22 protein-coding genes are annotated in these 24,746 nt (G+C 60.7%); 17 read left to right on the top strand and 5 right to left on the bottom strand.

From position 1 onward, the window contains the following. Positions 1-43: 43 nt before the first annotated feature. From JOE29_RS20670 to JOE29_RS20620, 11 genes are read left to right on the top strand one after another with little or no spacing between them, the layout of a single operon-like run. A complete protein-coding gene (locus JOE29_RS20670) occupies positions 44-1,177 on the top strand; it encodes a phosphoribosyltransferase domain-containing protein (protein WP_210079817.1) in 1,134 nt (377 codons plus the stop codon). Further along, positions 1,170-1,928 carry a trehalose phosphatase gene (locus tag JOE29_RS20665; RefSeq protein WP_122336220.1) on the top strand — a complete coding sequence of 253 codons (759 nt, stop codon included), beginning with the start codon at positions 1,170-1,172 and terminating at the stop codon, positions 1,926-1,928. The genes JOE29_RS20670 and JOE29_RS20665 overlap by 8 nt, the downstream gene beginning before the upstream one ends. Further along, entirely contained in the window at positions 1,921-3,015 is a 1,095-nt protein-coding gene (locus JOE29_RS20660) for a cysteine protease StiP family protein (RefSeq protein ID WP_074956268.1), read from the top strand. The genes JOE29_RS20665 and JOE29_RS20660 overlap by 8 nt, the downstream gene beginning before the upstream one ends. Then, entirely contained in the window at positions 3,015-3,965 is a 951-nt protein-coding gene (locus JOE29_RS20655) for an HpcH/HpaI aldolase/citrate lyase family protein (RefSeq protein WP_103363300.1), read from the top strand. The genes JOE29_RS20660 and JOE29_RS20655 overlap by 1 nt, the downstream gene beginning before the upstream one ends. Next, a complete protein-coding gene (locus tag JOE29_RS20650) occupies positions 3,966-4,712 on the top strand; it encodes an HAD family hydrolase (protein WP_210079816.1) in 747 nt (248 codons plus the stop codon). Positions 4,713-4,758: 46 nt separating this feature from the next. Then, complete coding sequence (locus JOE29_RS20645) at positions 4,759-5,352, top strand: TerD family protein (protein WP_003317764.1); 594 nt, start codon at positions 4,759-4,761, stop codon at positions 5,350-5,352. Continuing rightward, positions 5,349-6,524 (top strand): TerD family protein, encoded by a 1,176-nt coding sequence (locus JOE29_RS20640; protein ID WP_210079815.1) that lies wholly within the window; start codon positions 5,349-5,351, stop codon positions 6,522-6,524. The genes JOE29_RS20645 and JOE29_RS20640 overlap by 4 nt, the downstream gene beginning before the upstream one ends. A gap of 51 nt (positions 6,525-6,575) precedes the next feature. Continuing rightward, positions 6,576-7,025, top strand: a complete 450-nt coding sequence (locus JOE29_RS20635; protein WP_210079814.1) for a tellurite resistance TerB family protein — start codon at positions 6,576-6,578, stop codon at positions 7,023-7,025. A gap of 26 nt (positions 7,026-7,051) precedes the next feature. Further along, positions 7,052-8,086, top strand: coding sequence for a TerC/Alx family metal homeostasis membrane protein (locus JOE29_RS20630; RefSeq protein WP_003345106.1), 1,035 nt, complete (start codon positions 7,052-7,054; stop codon positions 8,084-8,086). 27 nt (positions 8,087-8,113) lie between these two features. Continuing rightward, the gene (locus JOE29_RS20625) at positions 8,114-8,689 is read left to right on the top strand and encodes a TerD family protein (protein ID WP_003317758.1); all 576 of its coding nucleotides are present in this window, start codon (positions 8,114-8,116) and stop codon (positions 8,687-8,689) included. A 37-nt stretch (positions 8,690-8,726) separates the two neighbouring features. Then, positions 8,727-9,305: a TerD family protein gene (locus JOE29_RS20620; RefSeq protein WP_003317757.1), complete on the top strand. Its 579-nt coding sequence runs from the start codon at positions 8,727-8,729 to the stop codon at positions 9,303-9,305. 223 nt (positions 9,306-9,528) lie between these two features. Here JOE29_RS20620 and JOE29_RS20615 read toward each other — a convergent pair whose 3' ends face one another. Together JOE29_RS20615 and nadC are read right to left on the bottom strand one after the other, a co-directional pair. Next, positions 9,529-10,605: a TIGR00266 family protein gene (locus JOE29_RS20615; RefSeq protein ID WP_024663875.1), complete on the bottom strand. Its 1,077-nt coding sequence runs from the start codon at positions 10,603-10,605 to the stop codon at positions 9,529-9,531. Between the two features lie 47 nt (positions 10,606-10,652). Continuing rightward, complete coding sequence (gene nadC, locus JOE29_RS20610; protein WP_003392665.1) at positions 10,653-11,501, bottom strand: carboxylating nicotinate-nucleotide diphosphorylase; 849 nt, start codon at positions 11,499-11,501, stop codon at positions 10,653-10,655. A 354-nt stretch (positions 11,502-11,855) separates the two neighbouring features. Between nadC and JOE29_RS20605 the strand changes: the two genes are divergently transcribed. From JOE29_RS20605 to ampE, 3 genes are all read left to right on the top strand, one after another. Then, a complete protein-coding gene (locus tag JOE29_RS20605; protein ID WP_003392662.1) occupies positions 11,856-14,111 on the top strand; it encodes a DUF1631 domain-containing protein in 2,256 nt (751 codons plus the stop codon). 206 nt (positions 14,112-14,317) lie between these two features. After that, positions 14,318-14,866, top strand: coding sequence for a 1,6-anhydro-N-acetylmuramyl-L-alanine amidase AmpD (gene ampD / locus JOE29_RS20600; protein WP_003414880.1), 549 nt, complete (start codon positions 14,318-14,320; stop codon positions 14,864-14,866). A gap of 15 nt (positions 14,867-14,881) precedes the next feature. Beyond that, on the top strand, positions 14,882-15,718 hold the full coding sequence (gene ampE / locus JOE29_RS20595; protein ID WP_004412346.1) for a regulatory signaling modulator protein AmpE: 837 nt from the start codon (positions 14,882-14,884) through the stop codon (positions 15,716-15,718). 35 nt (positions 15,719-15,753) lie between these two features. On the opposite strand, the gene JOE29_RS20590 is transcribed toward ampE, so the two are convergent. Both JOE29_RS20590 and cra read right to left on the bottom strand, forming a co-directional pair. Then, positions 15,754-16,554 carry a TatD family hydrolase gene (locus JOE29_RS20590; protein WP_210079813.1) on the bottom strand — a complete coding sequence of 267 codons (801 nt, stop codon included), beginning with the start codon at positions 16,552-16,554 and terminating at the stop codon, positions 15,754-15,756. Continuing rightward, positions 16,551-17,546: a catabolite repressor/activator gene (gene cra / locus JOE29_RS20585; protein WP_024683855.1), complete on the bottom strand. Its 996-nt coding sequence runs from the start codon at positions 17,544-17,546 to the stop codon at positions 16,551-16,553. The genes JOE29_RS20590 and cra overlap by 4 nt, the downstream gene beginning before the upstream one ends. A 354-nt stretch (positions 17,547-17,900) precedes the next feature. Here cra and ptsP point away from each other — a divergent pair, with 354 nt between their 5' ends. From ptsP to JOE29_RS20570, 3 genes are read left to right on the top strand one after another with little or no spacing between them, the layout of a single operon-like run. Beyond that, complete coding sequence (ptsP, locus tag JOE29_RS20580; RefSeq protein ID WP_065088358.1) at positions 17,901-20,771, top strand: phosphoenolpyruvate--protein phosphotransferase; 2,871 nt, start codon at positions 17,901-17,903, stop codon at positions 20,769-20,771. Next, complete coding sequence (pfkB, locus tag JOE29_RS20575) at positions 20,771-21,712, top strand: 1-phosphofructokinase (RefSeq protein WP_003392655.1); 942 nt, start codon at positions 20,771-20,773, stop codon at positions 21,710-21,712. Before ptsP ends, pfkB begins: the two co-directional genes overlap by 1 nt. Positions 21,713-21,724: 12 nt before the next feature. Continuing rightward, the gene (locus JOE29_RS20570; protein ID WP_058445882.1) at positions 21,725-23,467 is read left to right on the top strand and encodes a PTS fructose-like transporter subunit IIB; all 1,743 of its coding nucleotides are present in this window, start codon (positions 21,725-21,727) and stop codon (positions 23,465-23,467) included. 39 nt (positions 23,468-23,506) lie between these two features. Here JOE29_RS20570 and JOE29_RS20565 read toward each other — a convergent pair whose 3' ends face one another. Then, complete coding sequence (locus tag JOE29_RS20565; RefSeq protein ID WP_024663881.1) at positions 23,507-24,685, bottom strand: acetyl-CoA C-acetyltransferase; 1,179 nt, start codon at positions 24,683-24,685, stop codon at positions 23,507-23,509. Between the last annotated feature and the right edge of the window lie 61 nt (positions 24,686-24,746).

Genomic DNA, 24,746 nt, shown 5'->3' with positions numbered 1-24,746 from the left:
GCAGGCGTCAGGGGCTGCGGCCCCGCTAATCAGGAATATATCGATGGACAGCAGCGCAGCTTTTTCCAACCCTACAAAGCTTCGTGCTGATCTGCTTCGTGGTCGTCTCGATGTCAGCGTCGATTCGTCCACCATCGCTCCGGATTCACTGTTCGGCTTCGCCGAGCGGCGTAACCCCAAGCGAGCGTTTCTCTTCGTGTCCCGAGTGTTGGGACGCCACATCCCTGCGCGCCCGAGCGTGATGCTGAAAAGTTTTCAGGACCTGGCGCACAAGATTCCCGCAGACCTGCCCGGCCCGGTGCTGGTCATCGGCATGGCCGAAACCGCCGTGGGCCTCGGCGCCGGCGTACACCGTGCCTACAGCGCAACGCGCCCGGATGCCTTGTACATGGTCAGTACGCGCCATCCGACCGGCAGCGTGCTGTTCGCCCGCTTTGAAGAAGAGCACAGCCACGCCAGCGCTCATCTGATCCACCTGCCCGTTGATCCGGCGTTACGCGAGATGATGCTCGGTGCCCGTTCGCTGGTGCTGGTCGATGACGAGGCGTCGACAGGCAAGACCTTCATCAACCTGCATCAGGCGCTGGTGGAGGCGGGGTTGAGCAAGATCGAGCGGGTAGTGACCTGCGTGCTCACCGACTGGTCGGCGGGCGCGGTCAGTACCTCGATGGGCGCAGTGGCAGAGCAGGTCTCGCTGCTGCAAGGCTCGTACTCCTTTGATGAAGACCTAAGCGCGCCGCTGCCGGAGATGCCGGAAGTCGGCACCGTCGCCATGGGTGACTGGCCGCTGGTCACTGCCAACGACTGGGGGCGCATGGGTGTGCTGTCGGTGGCCGATACGCTGGCGCCCGGCATTACCGTCAAAAAGGGCGAACGCATTCTGGTGGTTGGCACCAGTGAGTTCGTCTGGCGCCCGTTCCTGCTCGCCGAGCGTCTGGAGAAGGCCGGAGCCGACGTGCATTTCAGTTCCACCAGCCGTTCACCGATTGCACTCGGTCATGCCATTGATCATGCGCTGTCGTTCTCCGACAACTATGGACTGGGCATCCCCAACTTCCTCTACAACGTGCGGCCGGGTCAGTTCGATCGGGTGCTGATCTGTACCGAAACCCCAAGGCAGGCCGTGCCTGCCGAGCTGATCGAAGCACTGAACGCCGAGGTCATCTGCGATGAGTAACGACCGTCCGCTGATCTTCGTCGACCTGGACGACACGCTGTTCCAGACCGCGCGCAAAACCCCGGCTGGCATTGAAAAGCATGTCGCAACCCTGGACATCACGGGTAATGCCAACGGCTACATGACCAACGTGCAGAAGTCGTTCGCGCACTGGTTGCTGGCGCATTCTGATGTGGTGCCGGTGACGGCGCGCAGTGTCGAGGCCTACAGCCGGGTCAAACTGCCGTTCACCGCAGGTGCGATCTGCTCCCATGGTGGCGTGATGCTCGATGTCATGGGACGGCTGGACCATGACTGGAACGAACAGATGAAACAGACCCTGGCCAGTTACCAGTCGCGCCTGCATGAGCTGTCAGCGACGACGCTGGCGATCGGTCAGAAGCTGGGGTTTTCACTGCGCGGCTGGGTGGTCGAAGAGGCGCAGCTGTTCCATTACGTGGTGACCAAGCACAACGAGAGCGATGACAGCATCCTCGGCAAAGTACTGGCCGAAGTGCAGGCGCGGGGCTTGCTCGACGGCATGCATATCCATGGCAACGGCAACAATCTGGCTTTCCTGCCCGAAGGGCTGGCCAAGCGTTACGCGGTCCAGGAGTGGCTGCGGCGCGACAAGGCGATCAATGGCGAACGCCCGGTGCTCGGTTTTGGCGACAGCATTACCGATCTGGGTTTCATGGACGAGTGCCACTGGTGGGCGACACCTGCCCGCAGTCAGTTGGCGAAAATGTTTGTCGGAGCAACGCATGAGTGATCCCGTTCACGGGCTCGATACGGTCGGCAGCGGCAGTTACCTGCACGATGATGTGCATTTTCTGTTGCGCGGCGTGGCGCTACAGACCACCAGCGTCGAGGAGAAGGAGCGCCTGATTCAGACGCGACAGAAACACTATTCGGAAATGATCAGCGAAGAGTCGGCCCCCAGCGTCGCCCACAAGGCGCTGTATGAGCGGGCGCTCGAGCAGAATGGCGCGCGCATGGCCGACGATGTACAGGCCCTGGCCCAGGCGCTCGCCCGCGAGTGCGCAGGCGCTGAAATCATTCTGGTGTCGTTCGTGCGCGCCGGTCTGCCGCTGGGCGTGTTGTTGCGGCGGGCGCTGATCGATCTGGGTCGCGAAGCGCACCACTACGGCATCAGTATCGTCCGTGATCGTGGCATTGATACGGTGGCGCTTGAGGCCATCATTCAGGCCCACGGCGCGCAGAACATCGTGTTCGTCGACGGCTGGACCGGCAAGGGCGCGATATCGGGGGAGATCCGTCGCAGCCTGGCGGGCGATAAACGCTTCCCGGATCAACCTCGGCTGGTGGTGCTGGCCGATCCGTGCGGCAGCGCCTGGCTGGCAGCGTCGGCAGAAGACTGGGTGATTCCGTCCGGCATTCTCGGTGCCACGGTGTCCGGTCTGGTGTCGCGCTCTATCTGGCCGACGGACGGCGGGCTGCACGGTTGCGTGGTGTACGAGCAGTTGCGGGAGCACGACGTCACGCAGTCTTTTATTGAACAGATCGACAGCCAGCGTCGTCAAAACAGTTCTACGCTCACACTGACACCCTGGACGCTGGCTCAGCGAACCGAACTCAAGGCCGCCGCATCACAGGTGGTCGACCGTCTGGCCGAGCGCTTCAGGATCAATAACTTCAATCGCATCAAGCCGGGCATTGCCGAAGCCACCAGAGCGGTCATGCGCCGCGTGCCGGATCACGTACTGGTGCGCAACCTGGCTGACAGCGACGTGCAATTGCTGTTGCACCTGACCGAAAAAGCGGGGATTCCCGTCGAAGAAGTGGGTGATCTCCTGGGGCCCTATCGGGCCGTGACCATCATTCGGAGTCTGAGCTAATGGCCTTATTCTCGCCTTATGCGCTGGGGGCAACGCTGTATATGCCCGCGACCCGGGACGACATCGTCGATGTGGTGTTCGGTGAAAAGATTCCCGAGCTGCGTTCGCTGGTCGTCTGCCTGGAAGACGCCGTGGCGCTGACCGATGTCGACACGGCGTTGCTCAATCTTCGCCAGGTACTCACCCGTATCCGCGATCGTGGCGGTCGTCCGGCCAACGGTCCGCTGCTGTTCGTGCGGCCGAGGGACGCAGCGATGGCGCGCATTCTCAACGACTGGCCGCTGATGGCGCACGTCGACGGTTTCGTTGTGCCCAAGCTCTCGTTGAAAAGTCTGACGAGCTGGGAGCAGGCCGTCACCAATCCTTCGCTGGCGTTGATGCCTACACTGGAAACCCCCGAGGTGTTCAATCCGACAGCGATGGTCGAGTTGGGGGAAGCCTTGAAGGCCAGTCTGTACGAGCGGATCATTGCGCTACGCATCGGGGGTAATGACCTGATGGGCTGCCTGGGGCTGCGCCGCAATCCGGCCATGACCCTGTATTCGACGCCGATGGGGTATGTCATCCCCATGCTGGCGGGTGTCATGGGTGCGCAGGGCTTTGCGCTCACCGCACCGGTGTTCGAGCACCTGGCCACTCCGGACATTCTGCAGCATGAACTGGCGCTGGATATTACCAATGGATTGGTCGGTAAAACGGCAATTCACCCCTCGCAGGTCAATATCATTCAGAATGCGCTACGCGTCAGTCTGGAGGACATGAACTCCGCCCGGATGATTTTGAACTCTGTGGCCCCCGCAGTGTTCAAGTACAACGACGCGATGTGTGAACCGGCTACCCACTACAAATGGGCAGCCCACATCATGGAGCGCGCCAAATGGCATGGAGTGTTATCCGCACCCGCTTCGATCATGGATGCCAGCATTCGACTCGCTGAGGCAGTTAGCTAGATGATAGAACCTGACCTTGAAACCGCAGGACCTGATCTTGAGCCTGTAGGGCCCGACCTTGAAATCGAAGTGGAACAGCGCCTGCTGGCGGTTTTCGATTTCGACGGGACCATTACCCGCCACGACAGTTTTGTCCCGTTTCTCAAATTCGCCTTCGGGCAACGTGCCTTTTCGGTGCGCATGGCGCGGCTGGTGCTGCCCAGCATCGGCTACCTGGCCAAGCGCCTGACCCGCGACGAACTCAAGGGCCGCCTGATCAAGGCTTTTCTGAGCGGTGTTGAAGTGCAATGGCTGCAGCAGAAGGCTGAAGCGTTCTGCCAGTCGCACTGGAAACGCCTGATGCGTCCTGCTGCGCTGGAGTCCATCGCCGCTGAAATCGAGAAGGGCGCCATTGTCACGCTTTGTTCAGCATCGCCTGCTATGGTCCTGCAACCGTTCGCTGATCGCCTCAAAGTAGAGCTGATCGGTACCAATCTGGAAGTGATCGACGGCAAGTTGACCGGCTTGATAGAAGGCAGCAACTGCCGCTGCGACTCGAAAGTTGCACGGCTGGAGAGCGTCTATGGGCCGCTGAACCAGTTCCGGGTTCGCGCCTGGGGCGACACCCGGGGTGACCACGAATTGCTCGCCGCTGCTCAGGATGCGCACTGGCGTTTGTTCCATCCGACGTGGCGTCGAGGCCGTTATAAAGGCCCCGTTAACGCCAAGTTACACAATCCTGATGGCAAAGACGGGCCAACACGGTAAGGCTGTAACACTTTTATCCGAAATCCAACGTCACATGGAGCGAAAAATGGCACTCACTTTGGCAAAGAACCAGACGATCTCACTCGAGAAAACTGCTGGTACAGGCCTCAAGAAAGTCAGCATGGGACTTGGATGGGACCCTGAAAAAGCCAGTGGTTTCTTCGGTAAATTGCTCGGTGGTGGCGGCGGCGATATCGACCTGGATGCCTCGTGCATCATGCTCGACGCCGACAAAAAGCCCCTCGACCTGGTCTGGTTCCGCCAGCTGCAATCGCGTGACGGTGCCATTCAGCATTCGGGTGACAACCGTACCGGCGAAGGCGCGGGCGACGATGAAACCATCAGCGTCGATCTGGAAAAACTGCCTGCCGCCGTCAAATACCTGGTGTTCACCGTCAATTCGTTCACCGGTCAGAATTTCGAAAAAGTCGCCAACGCCTACTGCCGTATTGTCGATCTGGGCAGCCGTAACGAACTGGGTCGCTTTGATCTGTCCGAAAAAGGTCAGCACACCGGCGTGGTGATGTCTTATCTGGCGCGCACGCCGTCGGGCTGGGACTTCACTGCAGTAGGCCAGGTCACCAACGGTCGCACTGCTGATGATCTGGTCGAGCTGGCGATCGGGGCTGTACGGGTATGACCCAACTCGTCCCGGGCGCCAACGCGCCGGTCGCTGCCGGCCCGCTGACGGTGGAAATTATCTACTCTCCGATCGCGGATGCGGATATCGACGTCTCCGCTTTTCTGCTGACCGCGTCCGGCAAGGTCCGTGGCGATCAGGACATGTGTTTCTACGGCCAGAAAAGCGTGAACGGCGGTGCGCTGCAGCAGACGGAAGCGTCGGCCGGACGCGCGGTGTTCAGTCTTGACCCGAGCCGTCTGGACTCGGTCATCGAGAAGGTGGCCCTGACGGCGACCATCTATGAGAACAAGGCCAGTTTTGGCAGCGTGTCACGCCTGGCCTTGAACATCACCGGCGGTATCGAAGCCGATATCCCGACCAGTGGCATGAAAGAAACCGCGCTGATTCTGGGCGAGTTCTACCTGCGTCAGGGTGCCTGGAAATTCCGTTGCGTGGCCCAGGGTTTTGCCGGCGGCCTTGAGCCATTGGCTAAAAACTTCGGCGTTGAAGTCGCCGCGCCTCAGGATGAGCCTGCACCTGCACCTGCACCTGTTCCAGCGCCTGCACCGAAGGCGACCGTCAGTCTGAGCAAGATCACGCTCGACAAGACCCGTGCTTCGATCAGCCTGGAAAAATCCAGTGCCGGTTTCGGTGAGATTCGGGTCAACCTGAACTGGAACCGTCGTAACGACAGCAAGGGCGGCGGCTTCTTCTCTATGAAGAAGAGCAATGCCATTGACCTTGATGTAGGCTGCCTCTTCGAAATGCAGGACGGTCTCAAAGGCGCTGTTCAGGCGCTGGGCAACTCGTTCGGTTCACTCAACACCGAGCCGTTCATCAAGTTGATGGGCGATGACCGTACCGGCTCGATCAGCGACGGTGAGTGGCTGCACATCAATGGCGCGCACTGGAGCAAGATCCGTCGCATTCTGGTCTACGCGTTCATCTACGAAGGTGCGCCGAACTGGAAGGAAACCGACGGGGTCGTCACCATTCACGCGCCGGGCCAGCCGCCCATCGAGGTTCGCCTCAATGAGGAGGGCGGTCGTCAGGGCATGTGTGCCATTGCCCTGCTGGAAAATGACAACGGTGCGGTCAAGGTGACGCGTCGTGTGGATTTCCACAACGGCCACAGCAACATGGACAAAGCCTACGGCTGGGGCATGCGCTGGGCTGCCGGTTCCAAGTAAACAATACCGTGGTATTTCTGGGCTGGCTGTGCCGCCTCATGGGAGATAGACATGCTGGACTGGTTGAAAACAAACGCAACAGCTGCTCGCGAAAAGCTGGCTTCGGAAGTATCGAAGTTCAAGAATCGCGAATTCATGGAGGCTGTGGTTTCCGGCTGTGCTCTGGTATCGGCCGCAGACGGTGATATCAGCTCCAGTGAAAAGCAGAAAATGGCCGGCTTCATTCAGAACTCTCAGGAACTGAAAGTTTTCGACATGAAGGACGTCATCCAGGGCTTCCAGGAAGCCTGCTCCAAGTTCGAGTTCGATTTTGAAATTGGTCGCGCCGAGGCCTTGAAAACCATTGGCAAGATCAAAAAGAAAGAAGATGCAGCCCGTTTGCTGGTGCGCGTCTGCTGTGCTATCGGTGGCGCCGATGGCAGCTTCGATGAGAGAGAGCGGGAAGTCTGCCGCACCATCTGTCGAGAGCTTGGCCTCAACCCGTCCGATTTCGACCTGTAATTTTTTACCCTAAGGAACGCAGTTAAATGGAAAGCACCTCTCTAGGCTTCCCTCCACTCACGATGGCGGTTTTCGTCGGTCTGGCCGTTACGGCCATGGCTATCGACATGTTCTCCCACCGGGGAAACAAGCCAATCACCCTCGCGCAAGCCTCGGCGTGGTCGATTTTCTGGGTCGCCATTTCGCTGGCCTTCGCGGGTTTCCTGTATGTCCAGCACGGCTCTGAAGTCGCCACGTTGTTCGTGACCGGTTACGCGCTGGAAAAAGTGCTGAGCGTCGACAACCTGTTCGTGTTCATGGCGTTGTTCTCCTGGTTCAAGATTCCGGATGGCCTGCGCCACCGCGTTCTGTACTGGGGCATCATCGGCGCCATCGTCTTCCGCGGCATCTTCGTCGCCATCGGTACCGGCCTCCTGGCGCTGGGTCCATGGGTCGAAGTGGTGTTTGCGGTCATCGTTGCCTGGACAGCCATCATGATGCTCAGGGCGGGCGATGACGACGACGAAGAAGTCGACTACTCGCAACACATGGCTTATCGCTTCGCCAAGAAGCTGTTCCCGGTGTGGCCAAAACTGCACGGCAGCAACTTCTTCGTCAGCCGCTCTGTTCTGGAACAGGAAGTCAAAAAGCCTGAAAACGCCGGTATCACGCTGGCGGCCAAAGGCGCTTTGTTCGCGACCCCGTTGTTCCTGTGTCTGGTTGTGGCGGAAATCTCCGACGTGCTGTTCGCATTCGACTCCGTGCCTGCAATCATTGCCGTGAGCCGCGAGCCGCTGATTGTGTTCTCGGCGATGCTGTTCGCGATTCTTGGTCTGCGTACCCTGTACTTCGTTCTGGAAGCCCTCAAGCGCTATCTGGTGCACCTGGAGAAAGCGGTTATCGCCTTGCTGTTCTTCATTGCCTTGAAATTGGGCCTGAATGCTACCAACCACCTGTTCCATCACGGTTACGAGATCAGCGCCAATGCCAGCCTGCTGGTTGTGGTCGTCGTGTTGATCATCGGTATCGTTGCAAGCCTGCTCTTCCCGGGCAAAGACGAATCCGCGGAAGAAAAAGCGTAAACACTGGATAAAGGAGATAAACGAATCATGGCTTTGACTCTGCAAAAAGGTGGCAACCTTTCGCTGTCGAAAACCGACCCTACCCTGACCAAAGTATTGATCGGTCTGGGCTGGGATCCGCGAGCCACTGACGGACAGGATTTCGACCTGGACGCCAGCGCATTCCTGTTGGCCGCCAATGGCAAGGTCCGCAGTGAAGCTGACTTCATTTTCTACAACCAGCTCAAGAGCGCCGACGGTTCTGTCGAGCACACCGGTGACAACCGTACCGGTGCTGGCGACGGCGATGACGAAGTGGTCAAGGTCGATCTGGCCCGTGTCCCTGCCGATGTGGAGAAAGTTGTTTTCGTCGTGACCATTCACGACGCAGACAGCCGCAAGCAGAACTTCGGTCAGGTGGGTGGCTCGTTCATTCGCGTATTGAATGAGCAGTCAGGCTCTGAAGTCGTTCGCTACGACCTGGCAGAAGACGCCTCCACTGAAACCGCGATGATTTTCGCCGAACTGTACCGCAACAATGGCGAGTGGAAGTTCCGCGCCGTGGGTAGCGGTTTTGCCGGTGGACTGAAAGCCGTAGCCAACTCTTTCGGCATGAATTTCTGATTCACGCCCCACCACTTTTCTGGAAAGGATCAAGAATATGGCAGTAAGTCTGAGTAAAGGCGGCAACGTTTCCCTGTCCAAAGAGGCTCCTGGCCTGACAGAAATCACCGTGGGCCTGGGCTGGGATCCGCGTGTGACCGATGGCACCGAGTTCGACCTGGATGCGTCGATCTTCATCGTTGGCGAAAATGGCAAAGTACTGGACGACAACAGCTTCATTTTCTACAACAACAAGAAGTCGGCTGATGGCTCGGTCGAGCACCTGGGCGATAACCGTTCAGGCGCTGGCGAAGGCGATGACGAGTCGGTAACTGTCAAGCTCACTGGCCTGGCAGCGGCAGTGAAGAAGCTGGTTTTCGCGGTCACCATCCATTCCGCCGAAGAGCGCAAGCAAAGCTTTGGCCAGGTTTCCAACGCTTACATCCGCGTTGTGAACAAGGCTGACGGCAAGGAAATCGCTCGTTACGACCTGTCGGAAGATGCATCCACTGAAACCGCGATGATCTTCGGCGAGCTGTATCGCAATGGCGAAGAGTTCAAGTTCAAGGCCATTGGCCAGGGCTTTGCCGGCGGTCTGAAGCCGTTGGCAGAAGCTCACGGCGTGGCAATCGGCTAAACCCGAGCAGCGCCCAATAAAAACCCCCGCCAGCGATGGCGGGGGTTTTTTATTGGGCGCTGATTACCGCTATCGTTCCTCACGCTCCAGCGTGGGAGTGCAGTTCACGACGCTCTGCGTCGCAAGAGCACGCGGAGCGTCCAGAAAGGCATGCGACGCAGAGCGCCGCACGATAGTCGCCAGTGCGCAGCACAGTCCCCAGTCTAATAACGTAGTGCTGAAGTCAGCGTTCGCTTCTGCCCACACCCGATGGCCCTGCGGCCAGCATGCGCCCGGCCAGTCGAGAGAAGGGCAGGCTTTGCAGCCATACCGTGCCAGGGCCGGTCAGTCTGGCGAAGAACACCCCTTCGCCGCCGAACAGCATCGACTTGATGCCGCCACCGACCATGCGGATATCGTAATCGACCGTCTGGGTCATGGCTGCCAGGCAGCCGGTGTCGACATCCAGCGCTTCGCCCGCCGCCAGTTCGATCTTGCGCACCGTGCCGCCCATATGCACGAACACCCAGCCGTCGCCTTCCAGCTTTTGCAGGATGAAACCTTCGCCCCCGAACAGGCCGGTGAGGATTTTCTTCTGGAACTGGATACCGATGGAGACGCCTTTGGCGCCGGCCAGGAAACTGTCTTTCTGACAGATCAGCTTGCCGCCGAAATCACGCAAGTTGAGCGGCAGGATCGTGCCGGGGTAGGGCGCTGCAAACGCCACGCGGCCCTTACCCGAACCCTGTTGCGAAAACACCGTGGTGAACAGGCTCTCGCCGGTCAGCATGCGCTTGCCTGCACCGAACAGCGAACCCAGCAGCCCGGACGATTGATTGCTGCCGTCGCCGAAGATGGTTTCCATCTGCACGTCGCACGTCTTGTACATCATCGCCCCGGCTTCGGCGACGGCGCTTTCGCCAGGGTCAAGCTCCAGTTCGATGAACTGGGTTTCCGTGCCGTAGAGCTTGAAGTCCACCCCATCGGTGGTCTGCGCCAGGCCATAGCCGCCCGAGGCGTTCGGTTCGGGCGTAAACGAAGGGCGTCTGGCGGGCACCGAGGCCGGCGCGGGTGTCGGGGCTGCCTGCGCTGGCAGCCCGGACGGCTTGGGCTGAACCATGTCCGGCGTCGGATCAGGAAAAGGCGTCACACCGTCCTTCTTCATGGCGCGCACCTGCGGAACCTGATAGATCGGCTGCCAGTCCGGCATGCCTTGCTTCCAGCACCAGGCACCGGGCGACTCACGGGCAATCAGCCGCGCAGCATCCGCGTCCATCGGGCCGAGTTGCTTGCCCGCGTTCATCACAAACCATTGTTCCAAGGCGTCTACTCCCGAGCGAATAGTGACAGTTGGCTATGCGCGATGCGTCAGAGGCTAAGGCGCATGGACAGGTCCACGGCTTTCACATCCTTGGTCATCGCACCGATGGAAATGTAATCGACACCCGTTTCGGCAATCACTCGAAGGGTATCCTCGTTGATGCCGCCGCTGGCTTCCAGACTGGCACGGCCTGCGGTGAGGCGCACGGCCTCGCGCATGTCATCAAGGCTTAGTTCATCGAGCATGATGATGTCGGCGCCTGCGTCCAGCGCCTGCTGGAGTTCACCCAGACTCTCCACCTCGACTTCCACAGGCTTGCCGGGTGCAATCCGGTGCGCCGCTTCTACGGCCTGAGCGATGCCACCACAGGCTGCGATATGGTTTTCCTTGATCAGAAACGCGTCGTAAAGCCCGATGCGGTGGTTATGACAGCCGCCGCAGGTGACCGCATATTTCTGCGCCATGCGCAGGCCCGGCAGGGTCTTGCGGGTATCCAGCAGTTTGACCTGAGTGCCCGCGACCATGTCTGCGAAGTACTGCGCACGCGTGGCCACTCCCGAGAGCATCTGCAGGAAATTGAGCGCGCTGCGTTCGCCGGTCAATAGGGAGCGGGCCGGGCCTTCTAGGTGAAACAGCGCCTGATTCGGGCTGACGCGATCGCCATCGGTCACTTGCCAGTGCACAGCGACACGCGGGTCCAGTTGCCGGAAGACTGCATCGACCCAGGCAGTACCCGCGATCACCGCTGCATCGCGGGAAATGATGGTGGCCTTGGCCAGTCGCTCTGCCGGAATCAATTGGGCGGTGATATCGCCGCTGCCGACATCCTCCAGCAATGCGCGACGCACATTGGCCTCGATCTCGGCGGTCAGGTCGGCAATTCGTAAATTCGGCATGGCGGGCTCCAGTAGCAAAGTCGTTCGAGTATAAGGCACCGCATTCCGCTTACCCACCTGCGCCATTGCCAAGGTGTTACCCCAGGAGACGTGCAGTTGGTCGGTTTGGCAGATTCGTTTGCGATGGAACGCGAATATCGCGGTCTATCGCTGCACATGAATGCCTTGCCACTTCCTTCGCGAGAGTGAAAGAAAAGTCTCACTGGCGTCGATGACAAGTTTTGAAAGATAATCCGACTTGTAATTGACGCCATGGGTTTGACGTTGTGCAAGGTCAAGAGGGTCGCTTCACAGTGCGGGGGTAGCAAGCCACGTTTGTGATGGGGTTCAGGTTGTTTCCTGTCAGGGGGTGTAATGCCGAACGACGAAAAAGTAGTGCCGTTGAGCAAATCGTTCCCTTTGCAGGGGGCGGGTACGCCTTTGGCCCGATTACCTGTGGTGTTGTTGCAGGTTCGCGACAAGGCGGCCCAGCAGCTCAAGGATGCATTGCAGGCGTTGTTCGATAACGCTGACGATACGCTGTTCGAAATGGCTGACCGCGCCCGCAGCAATACTGAGCAGAACATCTTTTTTGAAGCCATGCGTGACCTGCGCCTCAAGCGCAAAAGCATAGAACGTGGTTTTCTCGACAAGTTTTACGAGTCTTTCCTGGTCCTGGGCCAGTATCAGATTCAGGAACCCGTGCTTCCGGCCGCTGTGTCTTTCGACAAGCTGTCGTTGGTGCACAACGATGATCTCGAGAAGACCGTGGCCGTGGACGCCATGGTCAGCAAAGTCATGAGCCGTGACGCCCTCGCTCTGGGCCAGCTCACTGCCCGCCTGAACGTCCTCATTCCTCAAGCCATTGCCGAAGACTCCAACCCGCTGGGGCCGGCGATGCTTTGCAGATTCTTTCTGGAGGCAGGGCGCAGCCTTGGCGTCGAGATCAAGGTCAAGCTGATCATTCTCAAACTGTTCGAGAAGTACGTCCTGGCCAATACAGACGATCTGTACAGCGAAGCCAATCAGTTGCTGATTGCCACGGGTGTATTGCCGGACATGAAAGCGTTGCCGGCCCGTCGCTCATCCGACCGGGCGGCACCCAGAAGTCGCTCCGCCGAGATGTCCGACCCTGCCCTGAACGAAGCCGCCGACAAGCTCGACAAGGGTGTGCAGGAGGTGTTCTCGGCTTTGCAGGAACTGCTGCTGCACGTGCGCGGCCACCTCGCGCCGCGTCATGAGCCCAATGCCGAAGTGCGTCCGATTTCCAGCCGGGACCTGCTGCGCCTGCTGTCTCACCTGCAGCAATATGTGCCGTCGCAGGACACTTCAGACGATTTCGACCTGCGCAATCAGCTGGAACAACTGCTGACGCGCGTCAACGTCAAGACCGGAAAATCCAGAATCGTCGGTGTCGGTGACGAAGATGTCATCAACCTGATCGCCATGCTGTTCGAGTTCATTCTCGATGACCGCAACCTGACGCCTTCATTGCGTGCTCTGATCGGGCGCCTGCAGATTCCGATGCTCAAAGTGGCGGTCATCGACAAAAGTTTCTTTAGCCGCGGCAGTCATCCTGCCCGTCGCCTGCTCAACGAAATTGCCACTGCCGCGCTGGGCTGGGGTGGCCGTGACGACTATCAGCGCGACTCGCTGTATCAGCGCGTCGAGCAGATCGTGCAGCGCCTGCTCAATGATTTTGTCGATGACCCGGCAATCTTTTCCGAATTACTGGCGGATTTTCTGGCCTTCACCAGTGACGAACGTCGCCGCAGCGAGCTGCTTGAGCAGCGTACCCGCGATGCCGAAGAGGGTCGCGCCCGTGCCGAACTGGCTCGGCAGCAGGTGCAGCACGAGCTGAATCAGCGCCTGCTGGGCAAAACCTTGCCCGAGGTTGTTGTGCGGCTGCTGCAAGAGGCCTGGAGTAAGGTACTGCTGCTGACTTGCCTCAAGCATGGCGAAGAGTCCAGCGAGTGGCAGGCCGGGCTGGAGACCATGGACGAGTTGATCTGGAGCGTCGAGCTGCACGACGACCCGCAGGCCTTGCAGCGCCTGCTGGAGCTGGTTCCGGGACTGCTCAAGTCGCTGCGTGACGGCTTGAGCAGTGCCGCTTTCGACCCGTTTGCCACCAGCGAATTTTTCAGTCAGCTGGAGTCGCTGCACGTGAAAGCGTTCCAGCACTTCTCGCGCTTGCAGGAAAGTGAGGGCGACACTGCGCAAAGCGATGCCACGCAGGCAGACGGCCAGGCCGTAGAGGGCCCGCCGATGATGGAGGTGATCGAGGAAATCGTTCTGATTACCGCTGAAGAGCAGATGCTCAATGAGCCGGTGGTCCAGCTACCTGATGACGACGCAGGCCTGCAGATGGTCGACAAGCTGCGGGTCGGTTGCTGGGTCGAGATTCAGGAAGATGAAGAGCACAAACTGCGTTGCAAGTTGACCGCGATTGTCGAGCCGACCGGGCGTTATGTGTTCGTCAATCGGACCGGCATGAAGGTTCTGGAAAAGACCCGTACAGGTCTTGCCATAGAGTTTCGCCGCGGCGCGGTACGTATTCTCGATGATGCGCTGCTCTTCGATCGGGCCCTGGAGTCCGTCATCAGCAACCTGCGCAAGCTCAAGGGCGCCTGACTGGCGGCGATGTTGTCTGTCGCCAGACACCCATTTGACTGCGGTGCCGACGCCTCGCGTCGGTCTGCAGTCCACGCCGCGCCGCCAGGGATCCTTGGTGTCTAAAGCGCGTTTCCTACATCGCGAATCCGTACCCAAGCCCCCACATTAGCTTCTGTCACGGGCATAATCAGCGCTACTTATTTTCCCCCGTTCAAGGAGCATTCATGCAACTGGACTCCGCAAGCGGCTGGTGCGACGGCGTGCAGCATTGCCCCTCGCCCAACTTCAATGCGCGACCCGAAGGCGAAATCTCGCTGCTGGTGATTCACAACATCAGCCTGCCCCCAGCACAGTTCAAGACCGGCAAGGTGCAGGCTTTCTTTCAGAACCAGCTCGACATCGACGAGCATCCCTACTTTGTGGGGATTGCCGATCTGCGCGTTTCAGCGCATTTTCTGATTGAACGTGATGGCGAGGTCGTTCAGTTCGTCTCTTGTCTTGATCGTGCGTGGCACGCCGGTGTTTCCAGTTTTCAGGGCCGCGAAGGGTGCAATGACTTTTCTGTCGGCATCGAACTGGAGGGGACGGATGACCAGCCTTTCACCGAAGCGCAATACGACGCGCTGATCGACCTGACGCGACAGTTGCGTCAGGCGTTCGAGGCGATCACCCCCGAGCGTATCTGTGGCCACAGTGACGTGGCGCCGGGACGCAAGACTGATCCTGGGCCCTGTTTTGACTGGGCCAGGTTTCGAGCGGCTTTGCTGGATTGATGTGAGGGACGAACAATGAGTTTTCTGGTGCTACTGCTGGCCGTTCTTATCGAAAAATTTTCTGCTCTGCGTCAGCGCGTTCAGCGTGACGGGCCGTGGCTGAAAGAACTGGCAAAACTCGAGGCCAGCCCGCGGACCTCGACGCGTCCCTGGGTAATGCTGGCGCTGCTGGTGCTTGTGCCCGTGCTGATTCTGCAACTGGCGCTGACCATCATCGGCTCGGTGGCTTATGGCTGGCTGGTTCTGCCCATTCACCTGCTGGTGTTGATCTACAGCCTTGGCCGGGTTGACCTGATTGCGGTGCTCGGGCCGTTTCGCGATGCCTGCCGACGTGGCGATGCGCAGGCTGCGGTGCACGTGGCCGAGCGCGACATGGGCGTGCAGGCGGACAACAGCGAGCAATTGCTGCAGGGTGTGCAGGGCTACCTGCTCTGGCAGGCGTTTCAGAGTTTCTTCGCCGTGATTTTCTGGTACTTCGTACTCGGCCCGGTGGCTGCGCTGGCCTACAGGCTATTGGCTCTTGCTGTCGAGCACGGCAAGACACCCGCACTGGTGGAGCGCGCAGGGCAGTTGCGCCATGCCTTCGACTGGGTGCCGGTCAGGTTGCTCGCCGCCAGCTTCGCATTGGTCGGCAATTTTGTGGCGGTCACCCGGGTGATGCTGCATGAGCTGTTGAACTGGAACATCAGTGCTGCACAACTGATTACGCGCGTTGGCTGCGCCGCCAGCGAGGTTCCGCCGCCGATGATGGGGGCCCAAGGTGTTACCGGCCTCGACATGCTCTGGGAGCTGCTGGTACGTGCCGCGGTGGTCTGGTACGCAGGGTTTGCCCTGTGGACCCTTCTGCTCTGATTCGATACTGGCCGCGCAGGCTCAGGCATGTGACATCAGGTGTGTGACAGGCGAGGCCAGTCAAACAGTTCGCAGGCATTGTCCGTGCTCGCCTGGGCCAGGCGCTCGGGGCTGATCTTCATCAGCCCCGCAAGGGCCTCGCAAATGTCGGGCAAATGCTGCGGGCTGTTGCGCTGATAGGGATGCATGGCCGGCGCCATGTCCGGTGAGTCGGTTTCCAGCACCACGCTGTCCAGCGGCAGTTCGGCGATGACCCGATGTATGCGCAAAGCCTGCGGCCAGGTCGCGGCTCCGCCCAGGCCCAGTTTGAACCCCAGCCTGATGTACTCGCGCGCTTCTTCGCGGCTGCCGGCAAAGGCATGAATGATGCCGCTGCGCTTTGGCTTGTGGCGCTTGAGCGTCGCGATTACATCGGCATGGCTGCGCCGCACATGCAGCAAGGCGGGCAGGTTGAAGTCGTTCGCCAGCTGCAATTGCGCGTCAAAGAGCGCCTGCTGACGCGCCTTGTCCGGCTGCTCGACGTAATAATCCAGACCGATCTCACCCACCGCACACAGCTGCGGATGGCCTTGCAGGCGCGTCAGCCAGTCGCCTAGCTCAGTCAGGTGTTCAGTGCGGTGCTCATCGATGTACACCGGATGCATGCCGAACGCTGCGTACAGGGCGGGGTTGGCCTCGGTCAGCTCCCAGAGCCGCTGCCAGTTACGCTGATACACCCCGAGCACCACCAGGCGCTGCACGCCCAGCGCCAGACAGTTGTCCAGCACTTGAGCGCGGTCGGCATCGAAGTCCGGAAAATCCAGGTGGGTGTGGGTATCGATCAGCGTCACCTTCATGCCTCGTGAATACGTTGCTTGAAGGCCCTGGCAATAGCGTGCACGCCGGGCTGGTAATCATCCTTTTCGATAGCGGCCAGTGCCAATTGCAGGGCCTTGTCGGCGATCAGCTGGTGTTGCTGGGCCATGGCGTTGACAGGCAGCGGCAGGAAATCCAGCAATTGCGTATCGCCGAAGGTACCCAGATGCAGTGGGGTCGATTGCAGTGCCTGACTTTGCAGCACATCGAACACGCCTTGCAGCAGTACGTAGGAAGTGGTGATCAACGCGTCCGGAAAATGTCCCTGGCGCTGTAGCATCCCGGTCATCAAACGCTGGCCACACTGGCGGCTGAACGCTTCGCCGTGCTCGACGATGGTGGCTCCGGTAAATCCGTCGAGTGCGTGTTCGAAGCCGGCGGCACGCGCGCGACTGATGCTCAGTTCAGGGCGTGCACCGATCAGGGCGATGTGGCGCGGTCGGGTTTGCAGGAGGCTGTGGGTCAGTTGCAGGCAGGCGTCATGGTCGTCGCTGACCACTGAGCAGAAAAACTCGGGATTCATTTCCCGGTCGATGGCGATGATCGGCATGCCCTTGAGCTGCAATTCGCGGTAGCTGTCGTCACCGGGTGGCAGGCAGCTGGCGACCAGCAATGCATCGCAACGGCGTGCGCGGAACAGCTGCAAAAGCTGCAGCTCGCTGGCGGGGTCGTCGTCGGAGCTGGCAATCAGCAGTTGATAGCCGAGGCTGCGCGCGCCTTGCTCAAGCAATTTGGCGATGCGCGCATAGCTGGGGTTTTCCAGGTCGGGCAGGATGAAGCCCAGTGTCTTGCTATGGCGGCTGCGCAGGCCCGCCGCTTGCGGGTTGGGTCGGAAGTCGTGCTGCTCGACCACGGCTTTGACACGCTCGACCGTTGCCGGGCTGATACGCTGTTTTTCGGCCTTGCCATTGATGACGTAACTGGCCGTAGTGACAGAAACACCTGCCAGACGTGCGATATCGCTCAGTTTCACCCCGGAGTTTCCTTTTATTAGGTACGCGGCTCAGGACAATCGAATTATTTTTTTCATGGCGCTGATCTTTACACCAGACCGTAGGAAACTCCCAAGTACTTCACGTATTTTGGGAATTGTCCCACAGTGATCGCACCGTCCGGGCTTCAATGAATCCCCAGAATCGAGTAACGTGCCGGACAATTCTAGATTAAACGATTCAGCACGCCTGTTGTCTGCTGCAATCGAGATGAAAGTGATGTCCGATACGATACTCGGACGAATATCACCTTCATCCCCCCAAGCTGTCGATCACACGATCGCCATTAAAACAAGAATCAGGTGGCGCCTCGGCGCTGCACAGGAGTCAAGGCAATGCTCGAACTCACTCTGGAGCAAATATCCATGGCCCAGTCGGCTGTGGATAAAACTGCCGCACTTAAGCTGATTGCCGACCACCTGGTCGCTGATGGTCTGGTTGCCGAGGGCTACCTCACCGGGCTGATGAACCGTGAGCAGCAAGGCTCGACCTTCCTCGGTCAGGGCATCGCCATCCCACACGGTACACCCGAAACCCGCGACCTGGTGTTTACCACCGGTGTGCGTCTGATGCAGTTCCCCGAAGGGGTGGACTGGGGCGACGGACAAATGGTTTACCTGGCGATTGGTATCGCTGCCAAATCCGACGAGCACTTGCGCCTGCTGCAACTGCTGACTCGCGCATTGGGTGAAGAGGATCTTGGCCAGGCGCTGCGCGAAGCGAAGACCCCGGAAGACCTGCTCAAGCTATTGCAGGGCGCTCCGCAGGAACTGGCGCTCGACGCACAGATGATCAGCCTCGGCGTATCGGCCGACGATTTTGAAGAACTGGTCTGGCGCGGCGCACGCCTGTTGCGCAAGGCCGACTGCGTGAGTAACGGCTTTGCCGCCGTGCTCCAGCAAGTCGAAGCGTTGTCGCTGGGTGATGGCCTCTGGTGGCTGCACAGCGAGCAAACCGTCAATCGTCCTGGCCTGGCGTTCGTCACCCCCGACAAACCCATGCGCTATCTGGGCCAGCCGCTGACCGGTCTGTTCTGCCTGGCCAGCCTCGGTGAGGCGCATCAGGCGCTGCTTGAGCGTCTGTGCCTGTTACTGATCGAAGGCCGTGGCCACGAGTTGGGGCACGCCACCAATAGTCGCGCCGTGCTCGAAGCGCTGGGCGGCGAACTGCCAGCCGAGTGGCCGACCCGGCAGATTCAGCTGGCCAATGCCCATGGCTTGCATGCCCGCCCGGCGAAGATACTGGCGCAGTTGGCCAAGGAGTTTGACGGCGAGATCCGCATGCGCGTGCTGGAAACCGGCGAAGCCGCCGTGTCGGCCAAGAGCCTGAGCAAGTTGCTCAGCCTCGGCGCCCGCCGTGGTCAGACGCTGGAGTTCATTGCCGAACCGACCATCGCCGACGACGCGCTACCCGCCCTGATCGCAGCCGTGGAGCAAGGTCTGGGCGAGGAGGTCGAACCCTTGCCCGCCGTCTCGCAGGCCGAGGCTGCGCCAGCGCCGACCCCGGCTGCTGCCAAACCGCTTAGTGCTCCGCCAGCCGGTAGCGTGTTGCAGGCTGTGTCTGCTTCACCGGGCATTGCCATGGGGCCGGCGCATATTCAAGTGCTGCAAAGCTTCGATTATCCCCAGCGGGGCGAGTCGGTGGCTGCCGAGCGCGAGCGCTTGCACAAGGCGATTGGCGAAGTGCGCAGCGATATCGAAAACCTCATTCAGCGCAGCAAGTCCAAGGCCATCCGGGAAATCTTCATCACTCACCAGGAGATGCTCGAAGACCCGGAACTGACCAGCGAAGTCGAAGCGCGCCTCAACAACGATGAAAGCGCGGCTGCTGCCTGGGCCACGGTTATCGAGACCGCTGCCGTTCAGCAGGAACAACTGCAGGACGCACTGCTGGCCGAGCGCGCCGCAGACCTGCGTGACGTCGGTCGCCGCGTGCTGGCGCAGATCTGTGGCGTCGAAACCGTTGCGGCCCCGGACGAACCGTACATTCTGGTGATGGATGAAGTCGGCCCATCCGACGTTGCCCGCCTCGACCCGGCGCAGGTCGCTGGTATTCTTACCGCACGCGGCGGTGCCACCGCGCACAGTGCCATCGTGGCGCGTGCGCTGGGCATTCCCGCACTGGTGGGGGCCGGAGATGAAGTGCTGCTGCTCAAGCCGGGCACCGTACTGCTGATCGACAGCCAGCGCGGACGGCTGACCGTCGCACCTGACGAGGCAACCCTGCAGCGCGCAGTTCAGGACCGTGACGCGCGAGAGCAGCGTCTCAAGGCAGCCGCCGAAGCGCGCATGGAGCCTGCTGTGACGCGTGACGGTCATGCCGTCGAAGTCTTCGCCAATATCGGCGACAGTACGGGCACACCGGCTGCCGTGGAGCAGGGCGCGGAAGGCGTCGGCCTGCTGCGCACCGAGCTGCTGTTCATGGCGCATTCCCAGGCGCCGGATGAGGCCACGCAGGAAGCGGAATACCGCCGCGTGCTGACCGATCTGGGCGGGCGTCCGCTGGTGGTGCGTACACTGGACGTCGGTGGCGACAAGCCGCTGCCTTACTGGCCGATCGCCAAAGAGGAAAACCCGTTCCTCGGTGTCCGCGGTATCCGTCTTACCCTGCAGCGCCCGGATGTCATGGAAAGCCAGCTTCGCGCCCTGTTGCGTTCGGCAGACAGCGGCCCGCTGCGCATCATGTTCCCGATGATCGGCACGCTTGAAGAGTGGCGTCAGGCGCGTGACATGACCCAGCGTCTGCGCGAGGAAATTCCGGTCAGCGACCTGCAACTGGGGATCATGATCGAAGTGCCATCGGCGGCGCTGATCGCTCCGGTGCTGGCGAAGGAAGTGGACTTCTTCAGCATCGGCACCAATGACCTGACGCAATACACCATGGCCATCGACCGCGGCCACCCGACACTGTCGGCCCAGGCTGACGGCCTGCACCCGTCGGTGCTGCAACTGATCGACATGACCGTGCGTGCTGCGCATGCCAACGGCAAATGGGTGGGCGTGTGCGGCGAACTGGCTGCAGACCCGCTGGCCGTGCCGATCTTGGTCGGCCTGGGCGTGGATGAATTGAGTGTCTCGGCGCGCAGCATTGGCGAGGTCAAGGCCTGCGTACGTGAACTGACCCTGAGCAGCGCTCAGCAACTGGCGCAAAATGCGCTGACGGCGGGCAGCGCCGCCGAAGTCCGCGCGCTTGTGGAGGCTGTGTAATGGCGAAGATTCTTACCCTGACTATGAACCCGGCGCTGGACCTGACTGTGCAGTTGGGGCAGTTGGAGCTGGGCCAGGTCAACCGCAGCACGGCGATGCTCACTCACGCTGCCGGCAAAGGCCTGAATGTGGCGCAGGTGCTGGCTGATCTGGGCCATGACCTGACCGTTGCCGGCTTTCTCGGCGTCGACAATCAGCAAGCGTTCGAAGCGTTGTTCGAGCGTCGTCAGTTCGTCGACGAGTTTGTCCGGGTGCCGGGCGAAACGCGCAGCAATATCAAGCTGGCCGAAGGCAGTGGCCGCATCACCGATTTGAACGGCCCGGGGCCTCAAGTCAGTGAAGAGGCGCAGCACGCGCTGTTCACCCGCGTCGAACAGATCGCACAGGGTTTCGACGTGGTTGTCGTGGCGGGCAGTCTGCCGCGCGGCGTCACGCCGGAGTGGCTGCAAAAACTGCTGGTGATGCTCAAGGACCTCGGTCTGAAAGTGGCGCTGGACAGCAGTGGTCTGGCCTTGCGCGCCGGTCTTAAGGCCGGGCCCTGGCTGATCAAACCCAACACCGAAGAGTTGGCTGATGCGCTCGACGCACCGATCATCTCCATCGCTGCGCAAGCCGAGGCGGCTGCGCGTTTGCAGGCGCAGGGCATCGAGCATGTGGTGATCTCTCAAGGCTCCGAAGGCGTGCACTGGTTCAGCCCGAGCGTGGCGCTGCATTCGCTGCCGCCCAAGGTCACCGTGGCCAGTACGGTCGGTGCGGGTGACTCGCTGCTGGCAGGCATGGTGCACGGCTTGATCACCGGTCAAGAGCCGCACAAGACCCTGCGCACTGCGACAGCGATTGCCGCCATGGCGGTGACCCAGATCGGTTTCGGCATCACCGATGCCGCGCAACTCAAACGGCTTGAAGGCGGCGTCACTGTACGCAGCCTTTCAGAACAATAAGAGAGGATCGTCATGAAGTTAGCCATAGTTACGGCCTGCCCGAGCGGCAAGGTCAGCAGCGTACTCAGCGCACGATTGCTCGAAGCGGCGGCCCTGCGCCAAGGCTGGGAAACCAGCGTCGAAATCATCGATCACAACAAGGCCGATCAACAGTTGTCCGCCCAGGACATCGAAGCCGCCGATCTTGTTCTGGTGGTCAATACCGGTCCTGTGGACTTGAGCCGCTTTGTCGGCAAGCGCCTGTTTCAGGATTCGCCTGCGCATGCGTTGCAGGATGTCGACAGCTTTCTGCAGCGTGCCGAGCGAGAGGCGCAGGTGCATGTGGCGTCCGAAGCCGCGGCGCCTCAGGCAAGCGGCGGCACCGGCGCGCAACCGCGCATCGTTGCGATCACGGCCTGCCCGACCGGTGTAGCGCATACGTTCATGGCGGCCGAAGCGATCCAGCAGGCTGCCAAGCGTCTGAATTACGACTTGCAAGTTGAAACCCAGGGCTCGGTAGGCGCACGCAATCCGCTCAGCGCCAAGGCCATCGCCGATGCCGACGTTGTGCTGCTGGCGGCGGATATCGAAGTCAACACCGACCGTTTTGCCGGCAAGAAGATCTACCGTTGCGGCACCGGTATCGCGCTCAAGCAGTCCGAAGCCACCCTGAAAAAGGCCCTGGCAGAAGGGCAAGTGGAGTCCGATGAGGCCGCCGTCAAGTCGCCGGCCAGACAAGAGAAGGCGGGCGTCTACAAGCACCTGCTGACCGGCGTGTCGTTCATGCTGCCGATGGTCGTGGCGGGCGGGCTGTTGATCGCTCTTTCCTTCGTGTTCGGTATCACTGCGTTCAAAGAGCCGGGCACGCTGGCTGCAGCACTGATGCAGATCGGTGGGGAAGCGGCGTTCAAACTGATGGTGCCGTTGCTGGCCGGTTACATCGCCTATTCGATTGCTGACCGTCCGGGTCTGGCACCCGGCATGATCGGTGGTCTGTTGGCGAGTACGCTGGGTGCCGGGTTTATCGGCGGTATCGTTGCAGGCTTTCTGGCCGGTTACAGTGCTGCCGCGATTAACCGCTACGCACGTCTGCCGGCCAGCGTCGAAGCGCTCAAGCCGATTCTGATCATCCCGCTGCTGTCGAGCCTGTTCACCGGTCTGGTGATGATCTACGTGGTCGGCAAGCCGGTTGCCGGGATGCTCGAAGCGTTGACGCACTTCCTCGACAGCATGGGCACCACCAACGCGATTCTGCTAGGCGTGGTGCTGGGCGCAATGATGTGCGTCGACCTCGGTGGGCCGATCAACAAGGCGTCTTATGCGTTCTCCGTCGGTTTGCTGGCATCCCAGAGCTACGCGCCGATGGCCACCGCCATGGCTGCCGGTATGGTGCCACCCATCGGTATGGGCATCGCCACGATTCTGGCTCGCCGCAAGTTCGCCCAGAGCGAGCGTGAGGCAGGCAAGGCGGCGTTCGTGCTGGGGCTGTGCTTCATCTCGGAAGGTGCCATCCCCTTCGCGGCCAAGGACCCGTTGCGGGTGATTCCGGCCAGTGTCGTAGGTGGCGCGCTGACTGGTGCGTTGTCGATGTACTTCGGCTGCAAGCTGATGGCACCGCATGGCGGACTGTTCGTGATGCTCATCCCCAACGCCATCAACCATGCGCTGCTTTATCTGCTGGCGATCATCGCTGGCAGCGTGCTGACCGGTGTGATCTACGCGCTGATCAAGCGTCCGGAGCCCGCTGACATGGAAGTGGCGCCCGCAGCCGCCTGATGACGCAAGGCGCGGGCTGTCCCGCGCCTTCTTCCTGCTCTAGCGTTCGAGCGCCAGAGCAACCCCCTGACCACCACCGATGCACAGCGTGGCCAGACCCTTCTTCACATCGCGCCTGATCATTTCGTGCAGCAGTGTCACCAGCACGCGGCAGCCCGACGCGCCAATCGGGTGGCCAAGGGCGATAGCGCCACCATTCACGTTGAGCTTTTGCGGATCCAGCCCCAGCTCCTTGCCGACCGACAGGGACTGTGCGGCAAACGCTTCGTTGGCTTCGATCAGGTCCAGTTCGGCCAGCGACCAGCCAGCCTTGTCCAGGCAGCGACGCGTGGCACTGACCGGGCCGATGCCCATGATGGCCGGGTCGACACCGGCGTTGGCATAGGCGGCGATGCGCGCCAGCACTGGCAAGCCCAGTTGCTCGGCTCTGGCAGCACTCATCAGCATCACGGCGGCAGCTCCATCGTTCAGCGATGAAGCATTGCCGGCAGTGACCGTGCCGTCCTTTTTGAAGGCAGGCTTGAGCTTGGCAAGGGTCTCGGCGGTGGTGCCGGCGCGGGGCTGCTCGTCTGTTGCAAAGGACAGCGGATCGCCCTTGCGCTGCGGGATCAGGATCGGGGTGATCTCATCGACGAAGCGTCCGGCTTCAATCGCAGCCAGCGCTTTCTGCTGAGACAAGGCGGCGAACTCATCCTGGGCTTCACGGCTGATGTCGTACTGCTGCGCGAGGTTCTCGGCAGTGATGCCCATGTGGTAATCATTGAATGCATCCCACAGGCCGTCAGTGATCATCGTATCGACCATGCTGGCGTGGCCCATGCGCAATCCGGTGCGTGCGCCCGGCAGCACGTAGTTGGACAGGCTCATGTTTTCCTGACCGCCAGCGATGATGATCTCGGCGTCGCCGCAACGAATCGCCTGGGTCGCCAGGTGCAGGGCCTTGAGGCCAGAGCCGCAGACCTTGTTCAGGGTCATGGCTGGTACCGAGAAGGGCAGGCCGGCCTTGATGGCTGCCTGCCGCGCGGGGTTCTGACCAGCGCCCGCGGTCAGCACCTGACCCATGATGACTTCATCGACCTGCGCGCCGTCCACGCCGGTGCGGGCAAGCAATTGACGAATGACCGCTGCGCCGAGATCGACTGCGGCGACAGAGGCCAGTGAGCCCTGAAAACTGCCCACGGCGGTACGGGTGGCGGCGACGATAACGACGTCGTGCATGGTGCTGATCCTCATTGTTATTGAGCGCTCATGGTGGCACAGATAGGCAGACAGGTTCCAA

This window comes from Pseudomonas sp. PvP009 (assembly GCF_017832995.1).
Classification (GTDB): Bacteria; Pseudomonadota; Gammaproteobacteria; order Pseudomonadales; family Pseudomonadaceae; genus Aquipseudomonas; species Aquipseudomonas syringae.
The sequence above is the reverse complement of the archived record's forward strand: the minus strand, read 5'-3'. Positions and strand labels throughout refer to the sequence as shown.